The 16,394-nt window shown below is 63.8% G+C and carries 19 protein-coding genes; 14 read left to right on the top strand and 5 right to left on the bottom strand.

Going from position 1 to position 16,394, the window contains the following annotated elements; all coding sequences use genetic code 11:
* Positions 1–145: 145 nt before the first annotated feature.
* The 4 genes from GV035_RS10340 (at position 146) to GV035_RS10325 (ending at position 4,966) form a co-directional block, all read left to right on the top strand.
* A complete protein-coding gene (locus GV035_RS10340) occupies positions 146–1,363 on the top strand; it encodes a DUF2252 family protein (protein WP_159834827.1) in 1,218 nt (405 codons plus the stop codon).
* Between the two features lie 103 nt (positions 1,364–1,466).
* Positions 1,467–2,030 carry a DUF3005 domain-containing protein gene (locus tag GV035_RS10335; RefSeq protein ID WP_159834826.1) on the top strand — a complete coding sequence of 188 codons (564 nt, stop codon included), beginning with the start codon at positions 1,467–1,469 and terminating at the stop codon, positions 2,028–2,030.
* A gap of 57 nt (positions 2,031–2,087) precedes the next feature.
* Positions 2,088–2,327, top strand: a complete 240-nt coding sequence (locus tag GV035_RS10330; protein WP_236572517.1) for a DUF3460 family protein — start codon at positions 2,088–2,090, stop codon at positions 2,325–2,327.
* Positions 2,328–2,587: 260 nt separating this feature from the next.
* The gene (locus tag GV035_RS10325) at positions 2,588–4,966 is read left to right on the top strand and encodes a hybrid sensor histidine kinase/response regulator (protein ID WP_236572516.1); all 2,379 of its coding nucleotides are present in this window, start codon (positions 2,588–2,590) and stop codon (positions 4,964–4,966) included.
* Between the two features lie 39 nt (positions 4,967–5,005).
* Here GV035_RS10325 and GV035_RS10320 read toward each other — a convergent pair whose 3' ends face one another.
* Positions 5,006–5,413 carry an Hsp20/alpha crystallin family protein gene (locus GV035_RS10320; RefSeq protein WP_159834824.1) on the bottom strand — a complete coding sequence of 136 codons (408 nt, stop codon included), beginning with the start codon at positions 5,411–5,413 and terminating at the stop codon, positions 5,006–5,008.
* A 32-nt stretch (positions 5,414–5,445) separates the two neighbouring features.
* Positions 5,446–5,886, bottom strand: coding sequence for an Hsp20/alpha crystallin family protein (locus GV035_RS10315; protein WP_159834823.1), 441 nt, complete (start codon positions 5,884–5,886; stop codon positions 5,446–5,448).
* Between the two features lie 237 nt (positions 5,887–6,123).
* Between GV035_RS10315 and GV035_RS10310 the strand changes: the two genes are divergently transcribed.
* The 8 genes from GV035_RS10310 to GV035_RS10275 all read left to right on the top strand — a co-directional run bounded on the left by GV035_RS10310 (position 6,124) and on the right by GV035_RS10275 (position 13,230).
* Positions 6,124–6,507, top strand: a complete 384-nt coding sequence (locus GV035_RS10310) for a hypothetical protein (protein ID WP_159834822.1) — start codon at positions 6,124–6,126, stop codon at positions 6,505–6,507.
* Between the two features lie 141 nt (positions 6,508–6,648).
* A complete protein-coding gene (locus GV035_RS10305) occupies positions 6,649–7,089 on the top strand; it encodes a YsnF/AvaK domain-containing protein (protein ID WP_236572515.1) in 441 nt (146 codons plus the stop codon).
* 85 nt (positions 7,090–7,174) lie between these two features.
* Positions 7,175–8,098 carry a YsnF/AvaK domain-containing protein gene (locus tag GV035_RS10300; RefSeq protein ID WP_159834820.1) on the top strand — a complete coding sequence of 308 codons (924 nt, stop codon included), beginning with the start codon at positions 7,175–7,177 and terminating at the stop codon, positions 8,096–8,098.
* Between the two features lie 235 nt (positions 8,099–8,333).
* Positions 8,334–8,537, top strand: coding sequence for a cold-shock protein (locus tag GV035_RS10295; protein ID WP_159834819.1), 204 nt, complete (start codon positions 8,334–8,336; stop codon positions 8,535–8,537).
* A gap of 227 nt (positions 8,538–8,764) precedes the next feature.
* On the top strand, positions 8,765–8,983 hold the full coding sequence (locus tag GV035_RS10290; RefSeq protein ID WP_159834818.1) for a hypothetical protein: 219 nt from the start codon (positions 8,765–8,767) through the stop codon (positions 8,981–8,983).
* 254 nt (positions 8,984–9,237) lie between these two features.
* A complete protein-coding gene (locus GV035_RS10285) occupies positions 9,238–11,661 on the top strand; it encodes an EAL domain-containing protein (protein WP_159834817.1) in 2,424 nt (807 codons plus the stop codon).
* On the top strand, positions 11,639–12,409 hold the full coding sequence (locus GV035_RS10280; protein WP_442859541.1) for a TenA family transcriptional regulator: 771 nt from the start codon (positions 11,639–11,641) through the stop codon (positions 12,407–12,409). The genes GV035_RS10285 and GV035_RS10280 overlap by 23 nt, the downstream gene beginning before the upstream one ends.
* Positions 12,410–12,501: 92 nt before the next feature.
* Complete coding sequence (locus GV035_RS10275; RefSeq protein WP_159834816.1) at positions 12,502–13,230, top strand: OmpW/AlkL family protein; 729 nt, start codon at positions 12,502–12,504, stop codon at positions 13,228–13,230.
* Positions 13,231–13,270: 40 nt separating this feature from the next.
* Here GV035_RS10275 and GV035_RS10270 read toward each other — a convergent pair whose 3' ends face one another.
* The 3 genes from GV035_RS10270 to GV035_RS10260 form a co-directional block, all read right to left on the bottom strand.
* Positions 13,271–13,543 carry a DUF3072 domain-containing protein gene (locus tag GV035_RS10270; RefSeq protein WP_159834815.1) on the bottom strand — a complete coding sequence of 91 codons (273 nt, stop codon included), beginning with the start codon at positions 13,541–13,543 and terminating at the stop codon, positions 13,271–13,273.
* Between the two features lie 442 nt (positions 13,544–13,985).
* Positions 13,986–14,852 (bottom strand): MBL fold metallo-hydrolase, encoded by an 867-nt coding sequence (locus GV035_RS10265; RefSeq protein ID WP_159834814.1) that lies wholly within the window; start codon positions 14,850–14,852, stop codon positions 13,986–13,988.
* 35 nt (positions 14,853–14,887) lie between these two features.
* Positions 14,888–15,082, bottom strand: coding sequence for a hypothetical protein (locus GV035_RS10260; protein ID WP_159834813.1), 195 nt, complete (start codon positions 15,080–15,082; stop codon positions 14,888–14,890).
* Between the two features lie 203 nt (positions 15,083–15,285).
* Between GV035_RS10260 and GV035_RS10255 the strand changes: the two genes are divergently transcribed.
* Positions 15,286–16,077, top strand: a complete 792-nt coding sequence (locus GV035_RS10255) for an OBAP family protein (RefSeq protein ID WP_159834812.1) — start codon at positions 15,286–15,288, stop codon at positions 16,075–16,077.
* Between the two features lie 36 nt (positions 16,078–16,113).
* The gene (locus GV035_RS10250) at positions 16,114–16,353 is read left to right on the top strand and encodes a hypothetical protein (protein ID WP_159834811.1); all 240 of its coding nucleotides are present in this window, start codon (positions 16,114–16,116) and stop codon (positions 16,351–16,353) included.
* Positions 16,354–16,394 lie beyond the last annotated feature (41 nt).

Below are 16,394 nucleotides of genomic sequence, written 5' to 3'. Positions count from 1 at the left end.
GCACCTGCAACGGCTTGTCGGGTGCGACGCACAGCGCATTCGGCGTGCCTGCAACGCACGTGCGCCTCCGATTTGTGCGGTGCAGGCACATGTCCTGCGGGGTATGCCGCGCTTCCATACGCAAGAACCACACGCAAGAAGATTCATGCCCAAGCCATCCAAGCAAAAAGTACCTGAATTCGAGAGCCGTCAGGAAATACTCACGGCCCGACGCAATGCCAAGATGGCCCGTTCGACGCACGCCTACGTGCGCGGCAACACGTCGAAGTTCTACGACTGGCTGGAACAGGCGGACATTCGCGGCTTGCCGCAAGGCCCGGCGATCTGGATTTGCGGCGACTGCCACACCGGCAATCTCGGCCCCGTCGCGGATGCGAACAAGCGCATCGAGATTCAGATACGCGATCTCGACCAGACGGTCATCGGCAATCCGGTGCATGACCTGATCCGGCTCGGGCTGTCGCTCGCGACCGCGGCGCGCGGCTCCGCCTTGCCCGGCGTCACCACGATCAACATGATCGAAGCCCTCTTCGAAGGCTACGCGCTCGCCTTCGACCCGGAGACCGATGCGAGCGATGCGTGCCGCAAGCCGGAAGTCGTGCGCGTGGTGATGCGCGAAGCGGTGCGCCGCTCGTGGAAGCATCTGGCGCTGGAACGTCTCGACGACATCCAGCCGACCATCCCTTTCGGCAGCCGCTTCTGGCCCGTCAGCAAAGACGAGCGCGCGGAGATCGAGGCGCTGTTCCAGAAGGAAACGCTCGCCAAGCTCGCGACTAACCTGCGCGGCCGGCCCGACACCGGCGAGGTGACGGTGCTCGACGCCGCGTACTGGGTCAAAGGCTGCAGTTCCCTCGGACGCCTGCGCTACGCGGTGCTGCTCGATGTGGACGGCGGCGTCGTCGACGGCGACGATCTGTGCCTGATCGACATTAAGGAAGGCGTGAAGGCCGCCGCGCCGCGCTATCCGGGCACCAGCATGCCGCGCGACAACGCGGAACGCGTGGTGGAAGGCGCGCGCAATCTGTCGCCGCATCTCGGCGAGCGCATGCGGTCCGCGAGCATGCAAGGACGGCCCGTGATTCTGCGCGAACTGCTGCCGCAGGACCTGAAGCTCGAAATCGAGCACATCGGGCAAGCCGAAGCGATGGAAGTGGCGCGTTATCTCGCGTTCGTCGTCGGGCAGGCGCACGCCCGGCAGATGGACAAGGCCACGCGCCGGAGCTGGCTTGCCGAACTGAAGCGCACGAAGCCCAAGTCCATCGACGCGCCGCTATGGCTGTGGAGCAGCATCGTGGAACTGGTCGGCAGTCACGAAGTCGGCTATCTCGAACACTGCCGGCGCTATGCGCTCGCGGCGGCGTAAGCGAGGCATGCGGCGCGACGTGCACCGCGCACCCACGCGATGCAGGCACGCGGAATGCACCGCCCTGTTCACTTGAGCATTCAACCGATTCGACGAGGACGCAATGCAGAACGCAGAAGGCAATCCGTCACAGCAGCAGCAAAAAGAAATGGCGGCCAAGAGCCCCGCGAAGACGCCCGCGACGGGCACCGCTTCGCCTGACGCACAGACGCAGGCCAAGGAGTTCGGCAGCACGAGCCACGCAAGCTCGGCGGAACCGGGCCCCGCCGACGCAAACGGCGCGCTGCCGTCGATCGACGAGGACGCGGCCAGCAACGGCTCGTCCGATCCGGTGCGGGAAGCAGAGAGCCGCATCCGCTCGGTCGACAGCGACGCCATGGAGTCCACCGACGACACCGTGGACGCCGACGCGAAGTCGATCGAAGCGAGCCGCGATCTGTCGGGCTGGCACGACAACGTGATCTCATCGAACGCGACGCTCTCGAACAACGTGCGTACGCCCGCGCTCGGGCTCGGCGGCATCGACAGCCGCCCGACCGGCAACGTACCGCCGATCCTGCCGAGGCGCGGCTATCGCGTGGTGTTCACCGAGACGCTCTACGAGCAGCAGATGAACGGATCGAAGACATCGCACGTGTTCAGCTTCGAGCGCATCGCGGATGCCTGAACACGACCGCGATCATGCCGTGAGCGGAACCAGCGAACCCTGATGAAGGAGAAGAAAGTGGGCTTGTTCAAACGTCATCGCGAACAAGGCGGCGTATCGACCGGCCTGTATGTGTCGGAGTTCGAGCAGTTTCTCAACCGGCTCAAAGAGGACCATCCGGATATGGACCGGAACCAGAGGCTCGGGCGCGCGCTGCTGTGGGACAAGCTGCCGCGTCTGCCGGACTCGCCCGATTCGGTCGGCAAGGAAGGAAAGCTGCGTCAGCCCTCCTACGTTTACTACAGCGATCTCGACTAGCGTTCGAGGCGCCTCGGGCGCCTTAAGCGCCGTCATGCTCACTCCCCGGCAGCCGGGCAGCCGCGCCTGCCCGCCTGTGTCTGTCTGTGCGCGCATTTCCCGCCGCCGCACGCTTCTTGCGCCCAATTCCTCCCTTTTTCCGCAGCCGGCCGTGACGCCGTTCGACGCCGGGCGAGCAAGCCGCTAGAATGGTTCGTCCAGGAGACGTCCACCAACACCATCTCATTGCCGCGTGTAGGGTCAGCGAGCCAAAAGAACCGATGACGAATGTCATGCGCAATAGCGAGAACACGCCAGCCGGCATGCGCCCTGACTGGGCACGCATCTGGGTCGATTCCACGACCAACCTTGCAGCGTTCTGCCTGACGCCCGAAGGCCGCGTGTCCACGTGGAACCCGGGCGGCACGGCCATCTACGGCTACGCGGACGACGAAATCATCGGACGGCACTACTCGGTCTTCTTTCCCGACGACGGCCGCGAGCGCATGACGCTCGAGAACGAATTGCGCGAGGCGCGCGCGCACCGCAGCTTCGAAACCGAAGGCTGGCGCAGGCGCAAGGACGGGTCGGTGTTCTGGGCGAGCGTGCTGACCACGGCCCTTTCCGACGCGGACGGGTCGCTCATCGGCTTCGTGAAGATCGTCCGGGATGAAAGCGACAAGCGACAGGCGCACGACGCGGTCATCGAAAGCGAGCGGCGCTTCCGCCTGCTCGTCGAGGGGGTGACGGACTACTCCATCTTCATGCTGTCGCCCGAAGGCCTGGTGACCAACTGGAACAGCGGCGCACGGCGCATCAAGGGTTATACGGCCGACGAAATCATCGGCTCGCACTTCTCGCGCTTCTATTCGCCCGAAGATGCAGCAGCCGGCCTGCCGCAGCGCGCGCTCAAAACCGCCGCCCGCGAGGGGCGGTTCGAGTCCGAAGGCTGGCGCTTGCGCCGCGACGGCACGCGCTTCTGGGCGCATGTGATCGTGGACGCCATTCGCGACGAAACCGGCACGCTGATCGGCTTCGCCAAGATCACGCGCGACGTCACGGAAAAGCGCGAGGCGGATCAGTTGCTTGAAGAGACGCGCGCCGCGCTGTTGCAGGCGCAGAAGATGGAAGCCATCGGCAAGCTGACGGGCGGCGTCGCGCACGACTTCAACAACGTGCTGCAAGTGTTGCGCGGCAATCTCGAACTGCTGCGCAGCCGCTGCGCGGGCGATAACTGGAGCATGGACCGGCTCGGCAATGCCATCGATGCCGTGGAACGCGGCGCGAAGCTCGCTTCGCAATTGCTCGCGTTCGGCCGCAGGCAGGCGCTGCGGCCCGTGTCCGTGAATCTCGCCTCGATGGTCCGCGGCATGGACGACCTTCTGCGCCGCGCCCTCGGCGAAACCATTGAGGTGGAAACCGTGGTGTCGGGCGGCCTGTGGAACGCTTTCGTCGACTTGCATCAGCTCGAAAACGTGCTGCTCAACCTGGCGATCAACGCCCGCGACGCCATGCCCGACGGCGGCAAACTGACGCTCGAACTGGCGAACGCGATGCTCGACGACCGCTACGTGCGCACGCTCTCAGACGTGCCGGCGGGACAGTACGTGATGCTCGGCGTGACGGATACGGGCGTCGGCATGCCGCCCGAAGTGCTGGAGCGCGCATTCGATCCGTTCTTCAGCACGAAGCCCGAAGGCGAAGGCACGGGGCTCGGGCTCAGCATGGCGTACGGCTTCATCAAACAGAGCGGCGGCCATATCCGCATTTACAGCGAAGTCGGCCACGGCACGACGGTGCGTGTCTATTTGCCGCGATCGCTCGTGGAGGCGCTCGAACCGGCTACGTGGCGAAACGCGCCCGTGACGGGCGGCACGGAAACCATACTCGTCGTCGAGGACGACCAGAAGGTGCAGGCCACCGTCATCGAGATGCTGACGGACCTCGGCTATCACGTGCTCAAGGCCGACAACGCCGATCAGGCGCTCGTCGTGTTGAGCAGCGGCGTGCACATCGATCTCGTCTTCACCGATGTCGTGATGCCCGGCTCGCTCAAGAGCCCCGAGATGGCGCGGCGCGCGGTGGAGATGCAGCCGACGCTGCGCGTGCTGTTCACGTCCGGCTATACGCAAAATGCGATCGTCCACGGCGGGCGTCTCGATCCCGGCGTGGAATTGCTCAGCAAGCCCTACAGCCGCGAAGACCTCGCGTTTAAGATCCGGCAGATGCTCGGGACTTCGAAGCATCCGCCCGCAGCCAGACATGCGCAAGCCGATCCTTCCCCGGCGCGCGACGCTGCAAAACACGTGCTCGTCGTGGAAGACGACCGCTTCGCTCGCGAAGCCGTGAGCGAACTGCTCGTCATGCTCGGCCATCGCGTGGCGAGCATGGCGAACGCGAGCGAGGCGCTCGATGCCATGACGCACGAGGCTTTCGACGTGCTGCTCACCGACGTCAATCTTCCCGATATGGCGGGCACCGAACTGGCGCGGCGCGCTATCGAACGTTGTCCCGGCGTGCGCGTCATTTTCGCGTCCGGAGACACCGTGCTGGACAACGAAGTGCAGGGCTTCGAGTGGCAGGCGTTGCGCAAGCCCTATACGCTCGAACAGCTCGAAGAAGCCTTGCGCGATCAAGACGAAGCGAGCGGCCAGCGATAGACGCCACGGGGCCAGCGTTGCGCCGGCCCCGCCACCGCATCACGCGGCGGTTACTTCGATGCGTCGCGGCTTGGCTTCCTCGCGGCGCGGCAGCGTCAGCTTCAGCACGCCGTCCTTGAGCGTCGCTTCGATCTTCGATGTGTCGAAGTCATCGCTCACGGTGAACGTGCGCGAGAAATACGGCGCGCGAACTTCCGCGTGCGCGAGCCGCAGATTGGACGGCACCGGCACGACCGACTCCCCTTCGATGATCAGACTGCCGTCGTGCACCTTCACATCGAGCCGGTCCTTCGATACGCCGGGCAGGTCCGCCCACACAGTGACGGCGTGCATGTCCTCGACGATATCGACGCTCGGCGCAAGCGTCATCCGGCGCTGTTCCCGGCTGGACGCCTGACGAGCCACAGCGCCGTGTTCGCGTTCCGCGATTTGCGTGGTGTCGCTCATGGTGTCACCTCTTGCTTTGATTACTCCACGATTCATTGCACGGTAATGGCACGCGGTTTCGATGCCTCCCGCTTGCCGACCGAAATCAGCAAACAGCCATCGACATAACGCGCCTGCACCTTGTCCGGGTCCGCCTGCTGCGGCAGTTCGATCACGCGCCGGAAAGCGCCGTCGAACCGCTCCTGCGCATACTCGCGCGCACCTTCGGGCAAGTCGCCGTCGCGCGTCACGCGTTCGCCGGCAATGTTGAGCAGGCCCTTGTCGATGCTGATATCGAGCTTGCTCGCATCAAGCCCCGGCGCGAACGCAACGATTTCGATGGTGTCATCGGTCGAGCCGATGTTGATGGGCGGGAACACGCCCGGGCGGCTCGAACGCAGGCTTCTCGGGAAGCCGTCGAACACGCTGGACAGTTGCCGCTGCAATCTTTCCAAGTCGCTGAAGAGATCCGCTCCAGTGAAAGCTTCGTTCATTTTTGCTCTCCTCTGGCGGCAGGAGGGAAGCTCGATGCGCTTCAGCTTAGCTGCCCCATGCCGCGGACAATTAAGGTTGGAACACGCAGCGCCCATTGCGAGCGGCTGCCTTCACGCTTTACGAGGCCAATATATTAAAGCTCGCGCAATTTTCAAGGGGGCGAGCTTGTTCTTCTCAGGCTTGAAAACGGAGGCGTCGCCCATACCATCCGCGCACCAGGTCACAAGGAGAATGTCGTGGAATTCGATACCGACTGGAAAACGCTCGGACGACATCGCATCAAGCTGCGTTCGACCCGGGGCTTTCCCACCGAGATCATGCATCAGATGGCGGAAGTCGCTCGCCTCGCGGTAGACCAGAACATGAGCGCGCGGGCGAGGATCGTGGAAATCGTCTTTCGGCACGAGAAGGTGTACGACATCACCGTGGGAACCACGGTAGCCGAAGACCGCGTATGCGCGCCGCAACTGGAAGCCGCTCTCGCCACCGTGTTCGGACTGATGCCGGAGCAGATCAACCTCTTCGTTCAGACGGTCACGCAGGAAGAAGTGGACCTGCATTTCGGCGTGTACGAAAGGATGCTCGCCGAGAAGCTCGGGACGGTCGCGCCGATACACTGACTGCGCATCGGCTTGCGGGCGAGTCACAGCGGCACAGTGCTTGCGCGTTCCATTGCTCAGATGGCCGCCGCGCGTTCCGCGAACGGCGGCCGTCTTCGAGCGGGCGAATCAGCGTCCCGCGCACTCGCGATGGAGAAGCCGATGAACGCAGACGAAACACCCCGCAATGTCCCGCAGCCTTCGGAAGAAGTGCGCCTGTCTGCCGTGCAGGAAGAACTCGCGGTCGGCGTGCGCACGACCGAGACCGGCTCCGTGCGCGTGCGCAAGGTCGTGCATGAGGAAATGCAGCCGGTCTCGATGCGGCTCGCCACGCAGCAAGTGGAAGTGAGACGCGTCGCGGTGAATCGTCCGGTCGAGGAGCGCAGCGAACCGCGCCGCGAAGGCGATACGCTCGTCATTCCGGTATACGAATACGTGCCGGTGGTCAGAATGCAACTGACGTTGAAAGAAGAGGTGTACGTCAAGACGACCGAGACGCAAGAGGACGTGGTGCATCAAGTCCTCGTGAACTCCGAAGAACTTGTCGTGGAACGGCGCGAAGGGCCGGACGGCGAATGGAAGCCCGATCCGCAAGCAAGCTGAGGCACGCGCGGGAACGCCCGTTGCGCTTACCATCGCACGCGCTTTATTCCCGGCTTGCGTACGCCTTTTTCTCGGAGATGCTGCTATGACTCAGACTATCATTGGTGTATTCAATACGCTTCAGGATGCCGAACTCGCTCAGACCCGCCTCGAAGCAGAAGGCATCGCGCGCACAGACATGAGCGTGCACTCGAACGACGCAAGCTCGTCGATGACGACCGGCGCCGCCACGACCGATCTCTCGACGGACCGTCCCGTCGGCGAGGCGAACGAAGGCGCGATGGGCCGCATCGAACACTTCTTCAAAAACCTGTTCGGCGACGACGACCGTCCCGAAGAGATCGGTCATTATCAGGAAGCGGTGCGACGCGGCAGCGCATTGCTGTCGGTGGACGTACCGGATGGAACGGCGACCGAACGCGTGCGCGACGCGCTCTATGCGGCGGGCGCAATCGACATCGACTCGCGTGTCGCGCAGTGGCGCAACACGGGCTACAGCAGCTACGACCGAAATGCGCCCGCTTACACCGCAGACGAAATCGCAGCGGAGCGCCAGGCGTTCCCGGTCGTGCAGGAGTCGCTGGAAGTCGGCAAGCGCGAAGTGCAGACCGGCGGCGTGCGCGTGTATTCGCGTCTGACGGAAACGCCGGTCAGCGAGTCCGTGAACCTGCATGAAGAGCACGCGAGCATCGAACGCCGCGCAGTGGATCGTCCCGCGACGGCGGCGGATCTGAAGGAAGGCTTCGTCGAGATTAAGGAAACGGCTGAACAAGCGGTCGTGGCGAAGACGGCGCGCGTCGTCGAGGAAGTGGTTGTCGGCAAGGAAAGCTCCAACCGGACCGAGACGATCACAGATACCGTCCGCGGCACTGAAGTGGAAGTGGAACGCACCGCAGGCGTGGAAGGCACGACGACCGGCGTGCCGGGCGCCACCACCGGAGTGGCAGGCACGACCACGGACCTCGAAGGCACAACTGGCGTGACGGGCACGAAGAAGACCCCGCTGTAACGGCATCGAGAGCGTCAGCTCGGCCGTTTATTTGCGCGGCCGGGCATCCTTATCAAATTGATCGAAGAAATAGTTGACTGATTCGATTGGGTTTGGCATAATGACGCTTGAAGTACAAGAAGTCGATTGCTGCTCATCAATAGTCCGAGTTTGTTCCGGTATTCGTTGTCCACTCCCTCCTTGCCGCTTCACCCCGCTCGTTTCGAGCAACTTCAATTTTTATTTCAGGATTTTCATGGACACCGGTACTGTCAAATGGTTTAACGACACCAAGGGCTTCGGCTTCATCACCCCCGACAATGGTGGCGACGACCTCTTCGCGCATTTCTCGGAGATTCGCGCCGACGGCTTCAAGACCCTGGCCGAAGGCCAAAAGGTGAGCTTTGAAACGAAGCGCGGCCCGAAGGGCATGCAAGCTTCGAACATCAAGCCGCTGTAAGTCTTGATTCAGTAGCACGCAGTAATTCGTAGCATGCGCGGGGGCCACAGGGCCCCCGCGTTTTATCCGCTTTCCTCGCTTCTTCGCCTTTCTCCGTCCCCCGCTTATCTCTCGGCCACCTTCGGCCAGATCTTTCGGCCCAGACGATTTTCCCTGGCGTCTATCGAGGACGTTTTGTCCTCCGGCTTTTCCGCATCGACGAAAAAGCCCACGACCTTAAAATTAAAATGAATGCAACTCAACACTACCGCGGTTATGCGGTGCACGCGTTTGCGCATCCGCTGCGCGACCAAACCTTTTCCGCCGATCTGCTTCTCGAGCGCGCCTCCACTACTGAGAGCGACGCGCAGTATCGCTTCTATTCGCTCGACTACTTCTCGAACGAGACCGACGCCGTCGAATACTCGCGCCGATGGGCCCGCGAGTGGATCGACACGCGCGGTTGATCGATAATTTCCGGTTCGCCCGAGGGCGAACGTCCTTTTTACCTCACCGTCTTTTATCGGCTACGGCTATTCGATAATTAACATTCAACGCGCCAAACGTTTGCTTAACGACGCCTGCCCTCAAGCCCCGGCGTCCGCTGCCGATATTCCGGAAGAGAGTGGGTTATCCGGATCGTCCGGTCGCGTGGTCGTGGAACTCGGGCCCGCAGTCGCAGCGTTCCAGTCGTACCTAAGCGAACAACAAGAAGGTAAACATGCGCGTTGCCCCCAAGACGACAAACCGGCAATTATTCAACACGATATGGCCGTTTCTCGCGGTCGTCATCTCCCTTTTGGCGATGGCGGCCACGAGTCTGGCGATCATGTCGTCAGTGCGCGCGTATATCGGCGGTGAAAGCACCTGGTCCAAAGGACAGAAGGACGCCGTCTTCTATCTCGTGCGCTATGCGCAGACCGGCGACGAACAGGCGTTCCGTCAATACGAAGACGCGATCGCCTATCCGCTCAGCCTGAAGCGCGCGAGGCTCGCGCTCGACCTACCCGAACCGGACGTGCCCGCCGCGCGTGCCGCGCTGCTCACGAGCGGCGTCTATCCCGCCGATGTCGGCGCGGTGATCTGGGTGTTCCGCACGTTCCGGCGCGCGAGCTACTTCCAGGAAGCGGTGGCGTACTGGACGGCGGGCGACCTGCTCGTGGACCAGTTGACCGATGCGGGCAGGAAGCTGCGCGCCGCCGTCCAGCGCGGCCCTTCCGGTCACGCCGACGTGGACCGGCTCACCAACGAAGTCTGGAATATCAACGGTTCGATCGCGCCGATCTCGCGCGCGTTCGCCGATGTGCTCGGCTCCGCGTTCCGTCAGACCGCGATGCTTCTTTTCACCGTGAACGTCGTGGTCGCGGTCCTGCTCGTGTGCCTGTCGGGCTGGTATGCGCGACGCTTCATCACCGCACGGCTCGAGACCGAGAACGCGCTGCGCCGAAGCGAGGCGCGCGCGAAGGCGACGCTCGGCTCCATCGGCGAGGCGGTCATTTCGGTGGGGCCGTCGGGGCTCGTCGAATTCATCAACCCGGCCGCCGAGCGACTCTTTTGCCGCGAAGCCGCCGCGTGCGTGAACCGGCCGCTGGGCGCGCTCGTCACCGTGGCGCGCGAATGGGATCGCCGTCCCGTCGATGTGATCGACGAGGCGCTCAAGGGCGCGGAGCCGGACGAAGCCGGCGGCGATTTGATTCTGACCAACGCGCTGGGCGTCGATATCGTCGTGCAGGCAATCACGTCGGTCGTGCGCGATACCTCCGATACGCTGACGGGCGTCGTCCTGCTGCTGAGAAACATGACGCGCGAGCGCGAGTACGTCTCGAATCTCGCGTGGCAGGCGACGCACGACGGCCTGACCGGACTGCTGAATCGCACGGAATTCGAACGGCGCCTCAGCACCGCGCTCGATCCCGAGTCGGATATGGACGACTCGCATCGCGCGCAGATGCTGATGATGCTCGACCTCGACCAGTTCAAGGTCGTCAACGACACGTACGGCCACGCCGCCGGCGACGCGATGCTGCGCGAAGTCGCGCTCTTCATCGAACAATGTCTGCGCGACGACGACGTGCTCGGCCGTCTGGGCGGCGACGAATTCGGCGCGCTGCTCTGCAGTTGCGACAAGCACGACGCGATGCAGATCGCGGAGCGGCTTCGACAGGATGTCGCGGCGTTCGAGTGGTCGTGGGAGACGCATCGCCTGTCGACGAGCGTGAGCATCGGCGTGGTCGATCTGCGGCAAAACGGGCTCGATGTCGAAACCGCGATGCGCTACGGCGACATTGCCTGCTATCTCGCGAAAGAGCGCGGCCGCGACCGCGTGCATCTCGCGGTGCCCGGCGACAAGGAACTGACGCGCCACGCGAGCGAAATGTCGTGGTGCGGACGCATCAAGGACGCGCTCGCGAACGACCGCTTCTGCCTCTACGCGCAGGAAATCCAGGCCGCGAACCCGCGAGCGGGCCGCCGCGAAGGCGCGACCCGGCACATGGAAATTCTGCTGCGCATGGTCGGCGAACGCGGCGATATCGTCCCGCCGGGACTCTTCATGCCCGCCGCCGAACGCTACGGGCTGATGTCCGCCATCGACCGCTGGGTCGTGCGCGCGGTGTTTGCAACGCTCGCCTGCACGCCACCGACCGAGCGCCTCCAGTACGCGATCAATCTGTCGGGTGCGTCGATCGGCGACGAACGCTTCCTCCAATTTCTCAACGAGCAGTTCGCGATAAGCGGCGTCGCGCCGTCCGCGATCTGCTTCGAAGTGACCGAAACCACCGCCGTCGCCAATCTCGCGGCAGCCGCGCGCTTTATCCGCGAGTTGAAGAAGCGCGGCTGCAAGTTCGCGCTCGACGACTTCGGCGCGGGCATGTCGTCGTTCGGCTATCTGAAGCACTTGCCGGTGGACTACATCAAGATCGACGGCGGTTTCATCAAGGACATGCTCAAAGATGCCGTTAATCGCGATATGGTCGCCGCGATCAACGACATCGGCCATTCCATGGGCCGTCTGACGATCGCGGAATACGTCGAAAGCGAAGCGATTCTGCGCGCGTTGCGCGAGATGGGCGTCGATTTCGTTCAAGGGTTTCATGTTGGGCGCCCCGCGCCTTGGGCACAGCATGTCGAACACATCAACATCTAATCAGGAGAACACGTTGGATCCGACTTTTCAGCGGGTGGGCGATTTGAAGGACATCGCGAGTTACCCGGCCTGGCTCGGCGATGTGCTGGCCGAGACCAAAGAAGCGAAGCTGGCCGTCGTCACGCATCCCATTTTCGCGGCGATGCGCGAAGCCAAGCTCGAGCCGCGTCAGGCGGAAGCGTTCCTCGTCAACGGATGGCCCGTCGTCGAGCAGTTTCCGCAATACATGGCGATGAACCTCCAGAAGGTCCGCTACGGGCATTCGCGCGGCGAAGACCTGGCGCGGCGTTATCTGACGCGCAACATCCGCGTCGAGCAGAATCACGCCGATTACTGGGTCGACTGGGCCGCCGCGCACGATGTGAGCAAGCGCGACCTGATGAAGGCCAACGGTCCGTCGCTCGCTTATGCGCTCAGCCACTGGTGCTGGAAGAGCAGCAGCACGGACGCGCTCGCGGCGAGCATCGCGGCGACCAACTTCGCGATCGAAGGCGTGACCGGCGAATGGTCCACGTTGGTGTGCAGCACGGACACCTACGCGAACAGCTTCCCGGTGTCGATTCGCCGCAAGGCGATGCGCTGGCTCAGCCTGCACGCGCATTACGACGACGCGCATCCGTGGGAAGCCCTCGAAATCGTCGCGACGCTGCTCGGCAATGCGCCGGGCGTCGATGAAGTGCATGCGGTCAAACGCAGCATCGCGATGAGCTACGAGTACTTCAAGATGAGCCTCGACTGCTGCCTGTAACCGCGCCGCGAGCATCGCCCGTTACCGCAATTGATGGTCCGTGCAGCGCGAGGACGCGTGCACGGCGCCTGTACCCTATCTGGACAAGAAGAATGAAAACGAAGCAAATCGCGTGTGCGGCCGCCGCGGCGTTGTGTGTCAGCGGCGCTCACGCACAGGCGGCGGGAAATGTCGTCGTCAACGCGGGGTGGATGCACTTCGCGCCGCAGGATTCCAGCGGCCCGTTCAAGATCAACGCGCTGGGTCAGACGATGACCGAGTCGAATGCGGGCGCGTCCGTGGACAATGCCGATACGTTCGCGATCACGACGACCTACTTTTTCACCGATCACATCGCGGCTGAAGCGGTGCTGGGCGTGCCGCCGAAGTTCAATCTCGACGGCACCGGCACGCTCGGCGCCATCGGCAAGCTGGGCTCGGCGCGCGAGTGGAGCCCGACGCTTTTGCTGAAGTACTACTTCGGCAGCGCGCAAAGCCGCTTCCGTCCGTATATCGCCGCGGGCGGCGCGTATGTGTGGTTCTCGGATACGAAGCTCACCGCGCCGATGGCGAACGGCGCATTCCTCTATTCCAGCCAGTACGGCAATGCGCTGACCGGGCCGACGACCGTGAGCCTCAGCAGTTCGTTCGCGCCGGTCGCCAACGCCGGGTTCACGTACAACTTCACGCAGCACTGGTCGGCGTCGTTCTCGCTGTCGTACATGTGGCTCTCGGCGCGCGCACGGCTCGAGACGCAATCGGCCGTCGGCACGGTGCGCAGCGAGTCGAAGATCAAGCTCAATCCGATCGTGAGTTTCCTGTCGGTCGGCTACAAGTTCTGACCGCACGCCGCCGCCCTCTCGCGGCGGACGTCGCGGTCCGTCAGGACTTCTGTCCCCTGCCCGTTTTGGCCTGGAGCTCCTCGATCCGGCGCGACGCATCCGCCTTCGTCAGCGACGCGTCGAACGGCTCCTTCGCCTCTTCGGATAGCGTCTTTAGATACGACGCCTGCGCGCCCGTCATCGGCTCGTCGCCTGTCACCCACTCGTCGGGGTCTTTCTCGGCGTTCGATGTCGGCGACGCCTTCGGGTTGTCGGTGCGCGGATCGCTCGCTTCGTCCTGACGCTCCGCGTTTTCGGTGGGTTGTCCTTTCATGGCTGATCGCTCCTGCGATGTCGGTTGGCACGTCTTGCCGATGCAAGCTGCGTGCCCCGTCAGAGCGGACGCACATGCACGCGGTGAAGCGGCCCATGTTCCCGCAGGCCGGCTTCGAATTGCGATAGCGGAGTGGGCGGCGGCGGGTCGGGCGTGCGGACCGAGCGCGGCCTGCGTGCGGACCGAGCGCGGCCTGCGCGCGGCCGAAGCGTGCGAACGTCGCGAAGTCGCGCATCCACGCCGAGAAAGCGCCCGTCGCGCGTGCTTTTCTGATCAACGCGCGCCACTCCGCAAGAGGCGTCACGCCGACGCCTTCGGTGCCGCGCGACAGAATTTCATTCAACGAACGCCGCAGCGTCTCGGCGGACGTGTTCGTGCAGCACACGAGCCGCAAGGGAATCGCGCGAAGCCGCAGGGTCGTGTACGGGTCCGCACGCCCGCTTCACGCCATCACGAGGTGTTCCGCTGGAATGCCGGGCGAGCGTCCGGCAAGCCGCTCGAATTGGAACGGATCGTGGCTACAGAACACGGTCAGCTCGGACCCGGCCGTGCGGCACAGCTCGCGAAGCCGCGCCTGATTGCGCAGGCGCGCGGCGCGGTCCTTCTCCATCATCCACTGATAGAACGCGAGGCCGGGCGTGCAGCGCGGCCGGTCCCAGTCCATCTCCGTGTGGAAGAAATACGCGTCGGCAGCAAGCAGGAGCCACCGGTCGTCCTTGCGCACGGCGATGCCCGCGTGCCCGAAGGTGTGGCCGGGCAGCGGCACGAGCGCGATGTCATCGCGAAAGCCGGGCAGCGGCCGCACGCTGTCGAAGCCGCGCCACTTCTCGCCGTCCGCGCGATGCACCTTCCAGTTGCCGCGCGTCGACCATTGCTGCGGCCGAAACCGTTGCCGGTCGAGCCATGTCTTTTGCGCGAGCGCATAGTCGCGCTCGACCTGAAGCATATGGACGGTCGCCTGAGGGAAATCGTCGAGTCCGCCCGCGTGATCGAAGTCCAGGTGACTCATCAGAATGTGCCGGACATCGCTCGCCTTGAAGCCCAGCCGTTCGATCTGCCGCACCGCCGTCATTTCCTCGCGGAAATCGGGCTTCAGCATGAACAGGAAGAACGTGCTCAGGCGGCTCTGCGGATTGGCGACATCCCGCAAGCCGAAGCCCGTATCGACGAGCACGAGGCCGTCGTCCGTCTCGATCAGCAAGCAATGGCAAGTCAGTTCGCCACGGCGCAGCAGACTCGGCGTGCGAGCGTCGAAAAGCTTGCCGCCGAGCGGACAACTCGAAATGCAATTCAGATGATGAACGCGCATGGCGGCTCGATCCCTGCGTTGACCGGGCGCACCGCTTAGGACTGTCCGCCGCCGCCCGCCGGTTTGACTTCCGACAGGTCGTCCGACTTCACTTCGGCTTCGCGCACGGTGGTGCCCTCGTCGTCGGTCTCCGAAATGTCGGTCGTGAAGGTTTCGTCGCTGCCGCCCTGCGCTTCTTTGTCGGCGTTCTGGGACTCGTCCGGTTTGCCGTTTTGCGATGACGTGCTCATGTCGATCTCCTGATGAATCGATGTCGGGAAGTGCTCCGCTGTGAACCGTGGCGACGCCGTCTTCCGCGCCGCGCGAGCGGCCCGCGCCGCACGCGCACCGTCAAGCAATCGTGATGCCTTCGCCCGCCGTCGCAAAGCCCGTCGCGCCGGAACGGTGATTGCTTCGTTCACCCGAGGAGCAGCGAACGCGAACGGAGGCATCGATGAGCAACCCGCGAGAACAGTCGAACGCATCGGATTCTTTCATGCCGCTCGCGGCGGGCGTCGTGGCCGGGCTCGCGGCGGCGGCGGGCGTGCTGATCGGGCGCCGCGCCAACGCCATTGCGCGCGTCGGCGAAGCGCATTCGGCGAAGCATCGCCTGCTCGATCTCGCATCGGGTGTCATGCAGCCGAAGTATCCGCTGCAAGCCATGAGTACGTGGCTCAACGGCTTTCACATGTACGCGGACGACATGGGCCGTCAGGTCGAGGCGCATCACTTCTGCATCCATCTTCGGCACGATCTGCATCAATGCGTCATCTTCGATTCGAACCGGCCGGACGCGCGGCTCATCGGCATCGAATACATCATTTCGGAGGAGCGTTTCCGGCAGTTGCCAGCGGAGGAGAAACGCCTCTGGCACAGCCATCACTACGAAGTGAAGTCCGGCACTCTCATTGCGCCCGGCATTCCGGAACTGGCCGAGCGCGCGTATTTTCAGGACCTCGTTTCGACCTACGGCAAGACTTTCCATACGTGGCAGATCGACCGCGATGAATTTCCCTACGGCCCGCCGCAACTGATGATGGGCTTCACGCAGGACGGTCAGGTGAACGAGGCAATGGTCGCCGAACGCGACGCGCGTCTTCGCGTCTCGTCCGAGGACCGCAAGCGCAGACGCTATGGCATTCCCGTGCCGGACATCGCGCCCGGTGCGAATGCGTGGGAAAGCGGCACGTCGGTGCAGACGACGCTCGTCGAAGTCCCTTTCAAGGACGCGAACGGGTCGTCGTGATTCCATGACGAACGACGAAGCACGGAGGAAGAAAGCATGACGAAGAACCACACGACCCGAGTTGCAACGCTCGCCGCGCTTTTGATCGCGATGTCGCTCACGGCAGGCTGCAAACGCGGCGGCGACGCAAGCAGCGGCGCGAGTTCCGGCGCGGCGAGCGATACGTCGGCGGCTGCATCGGCGCCGATGTCGCCCGCGCCGATGGCATCGGCGCCCGCTGCGGCCAGCTTCCCCGCCACCGCCGCGAGCGATGCGCCCGCGGGCGCGAGCCAGTAACGTCACGCGCGGCAAGACACACCACTTCACAGGAGAAATGC

This window comes from Burkholderia sp. 8Y, assembly GCF_902506145.1.
GTDB lineage: Bacteria > Pseudomonadota > Gammaproteobacteria > Burkholderiales > Burkholderiaceae > Caballeronia.
Note: the sequence above shows the minus strand (reverse complement) of the source record. Positions and strands in the feature narration are given on the sequence as shown.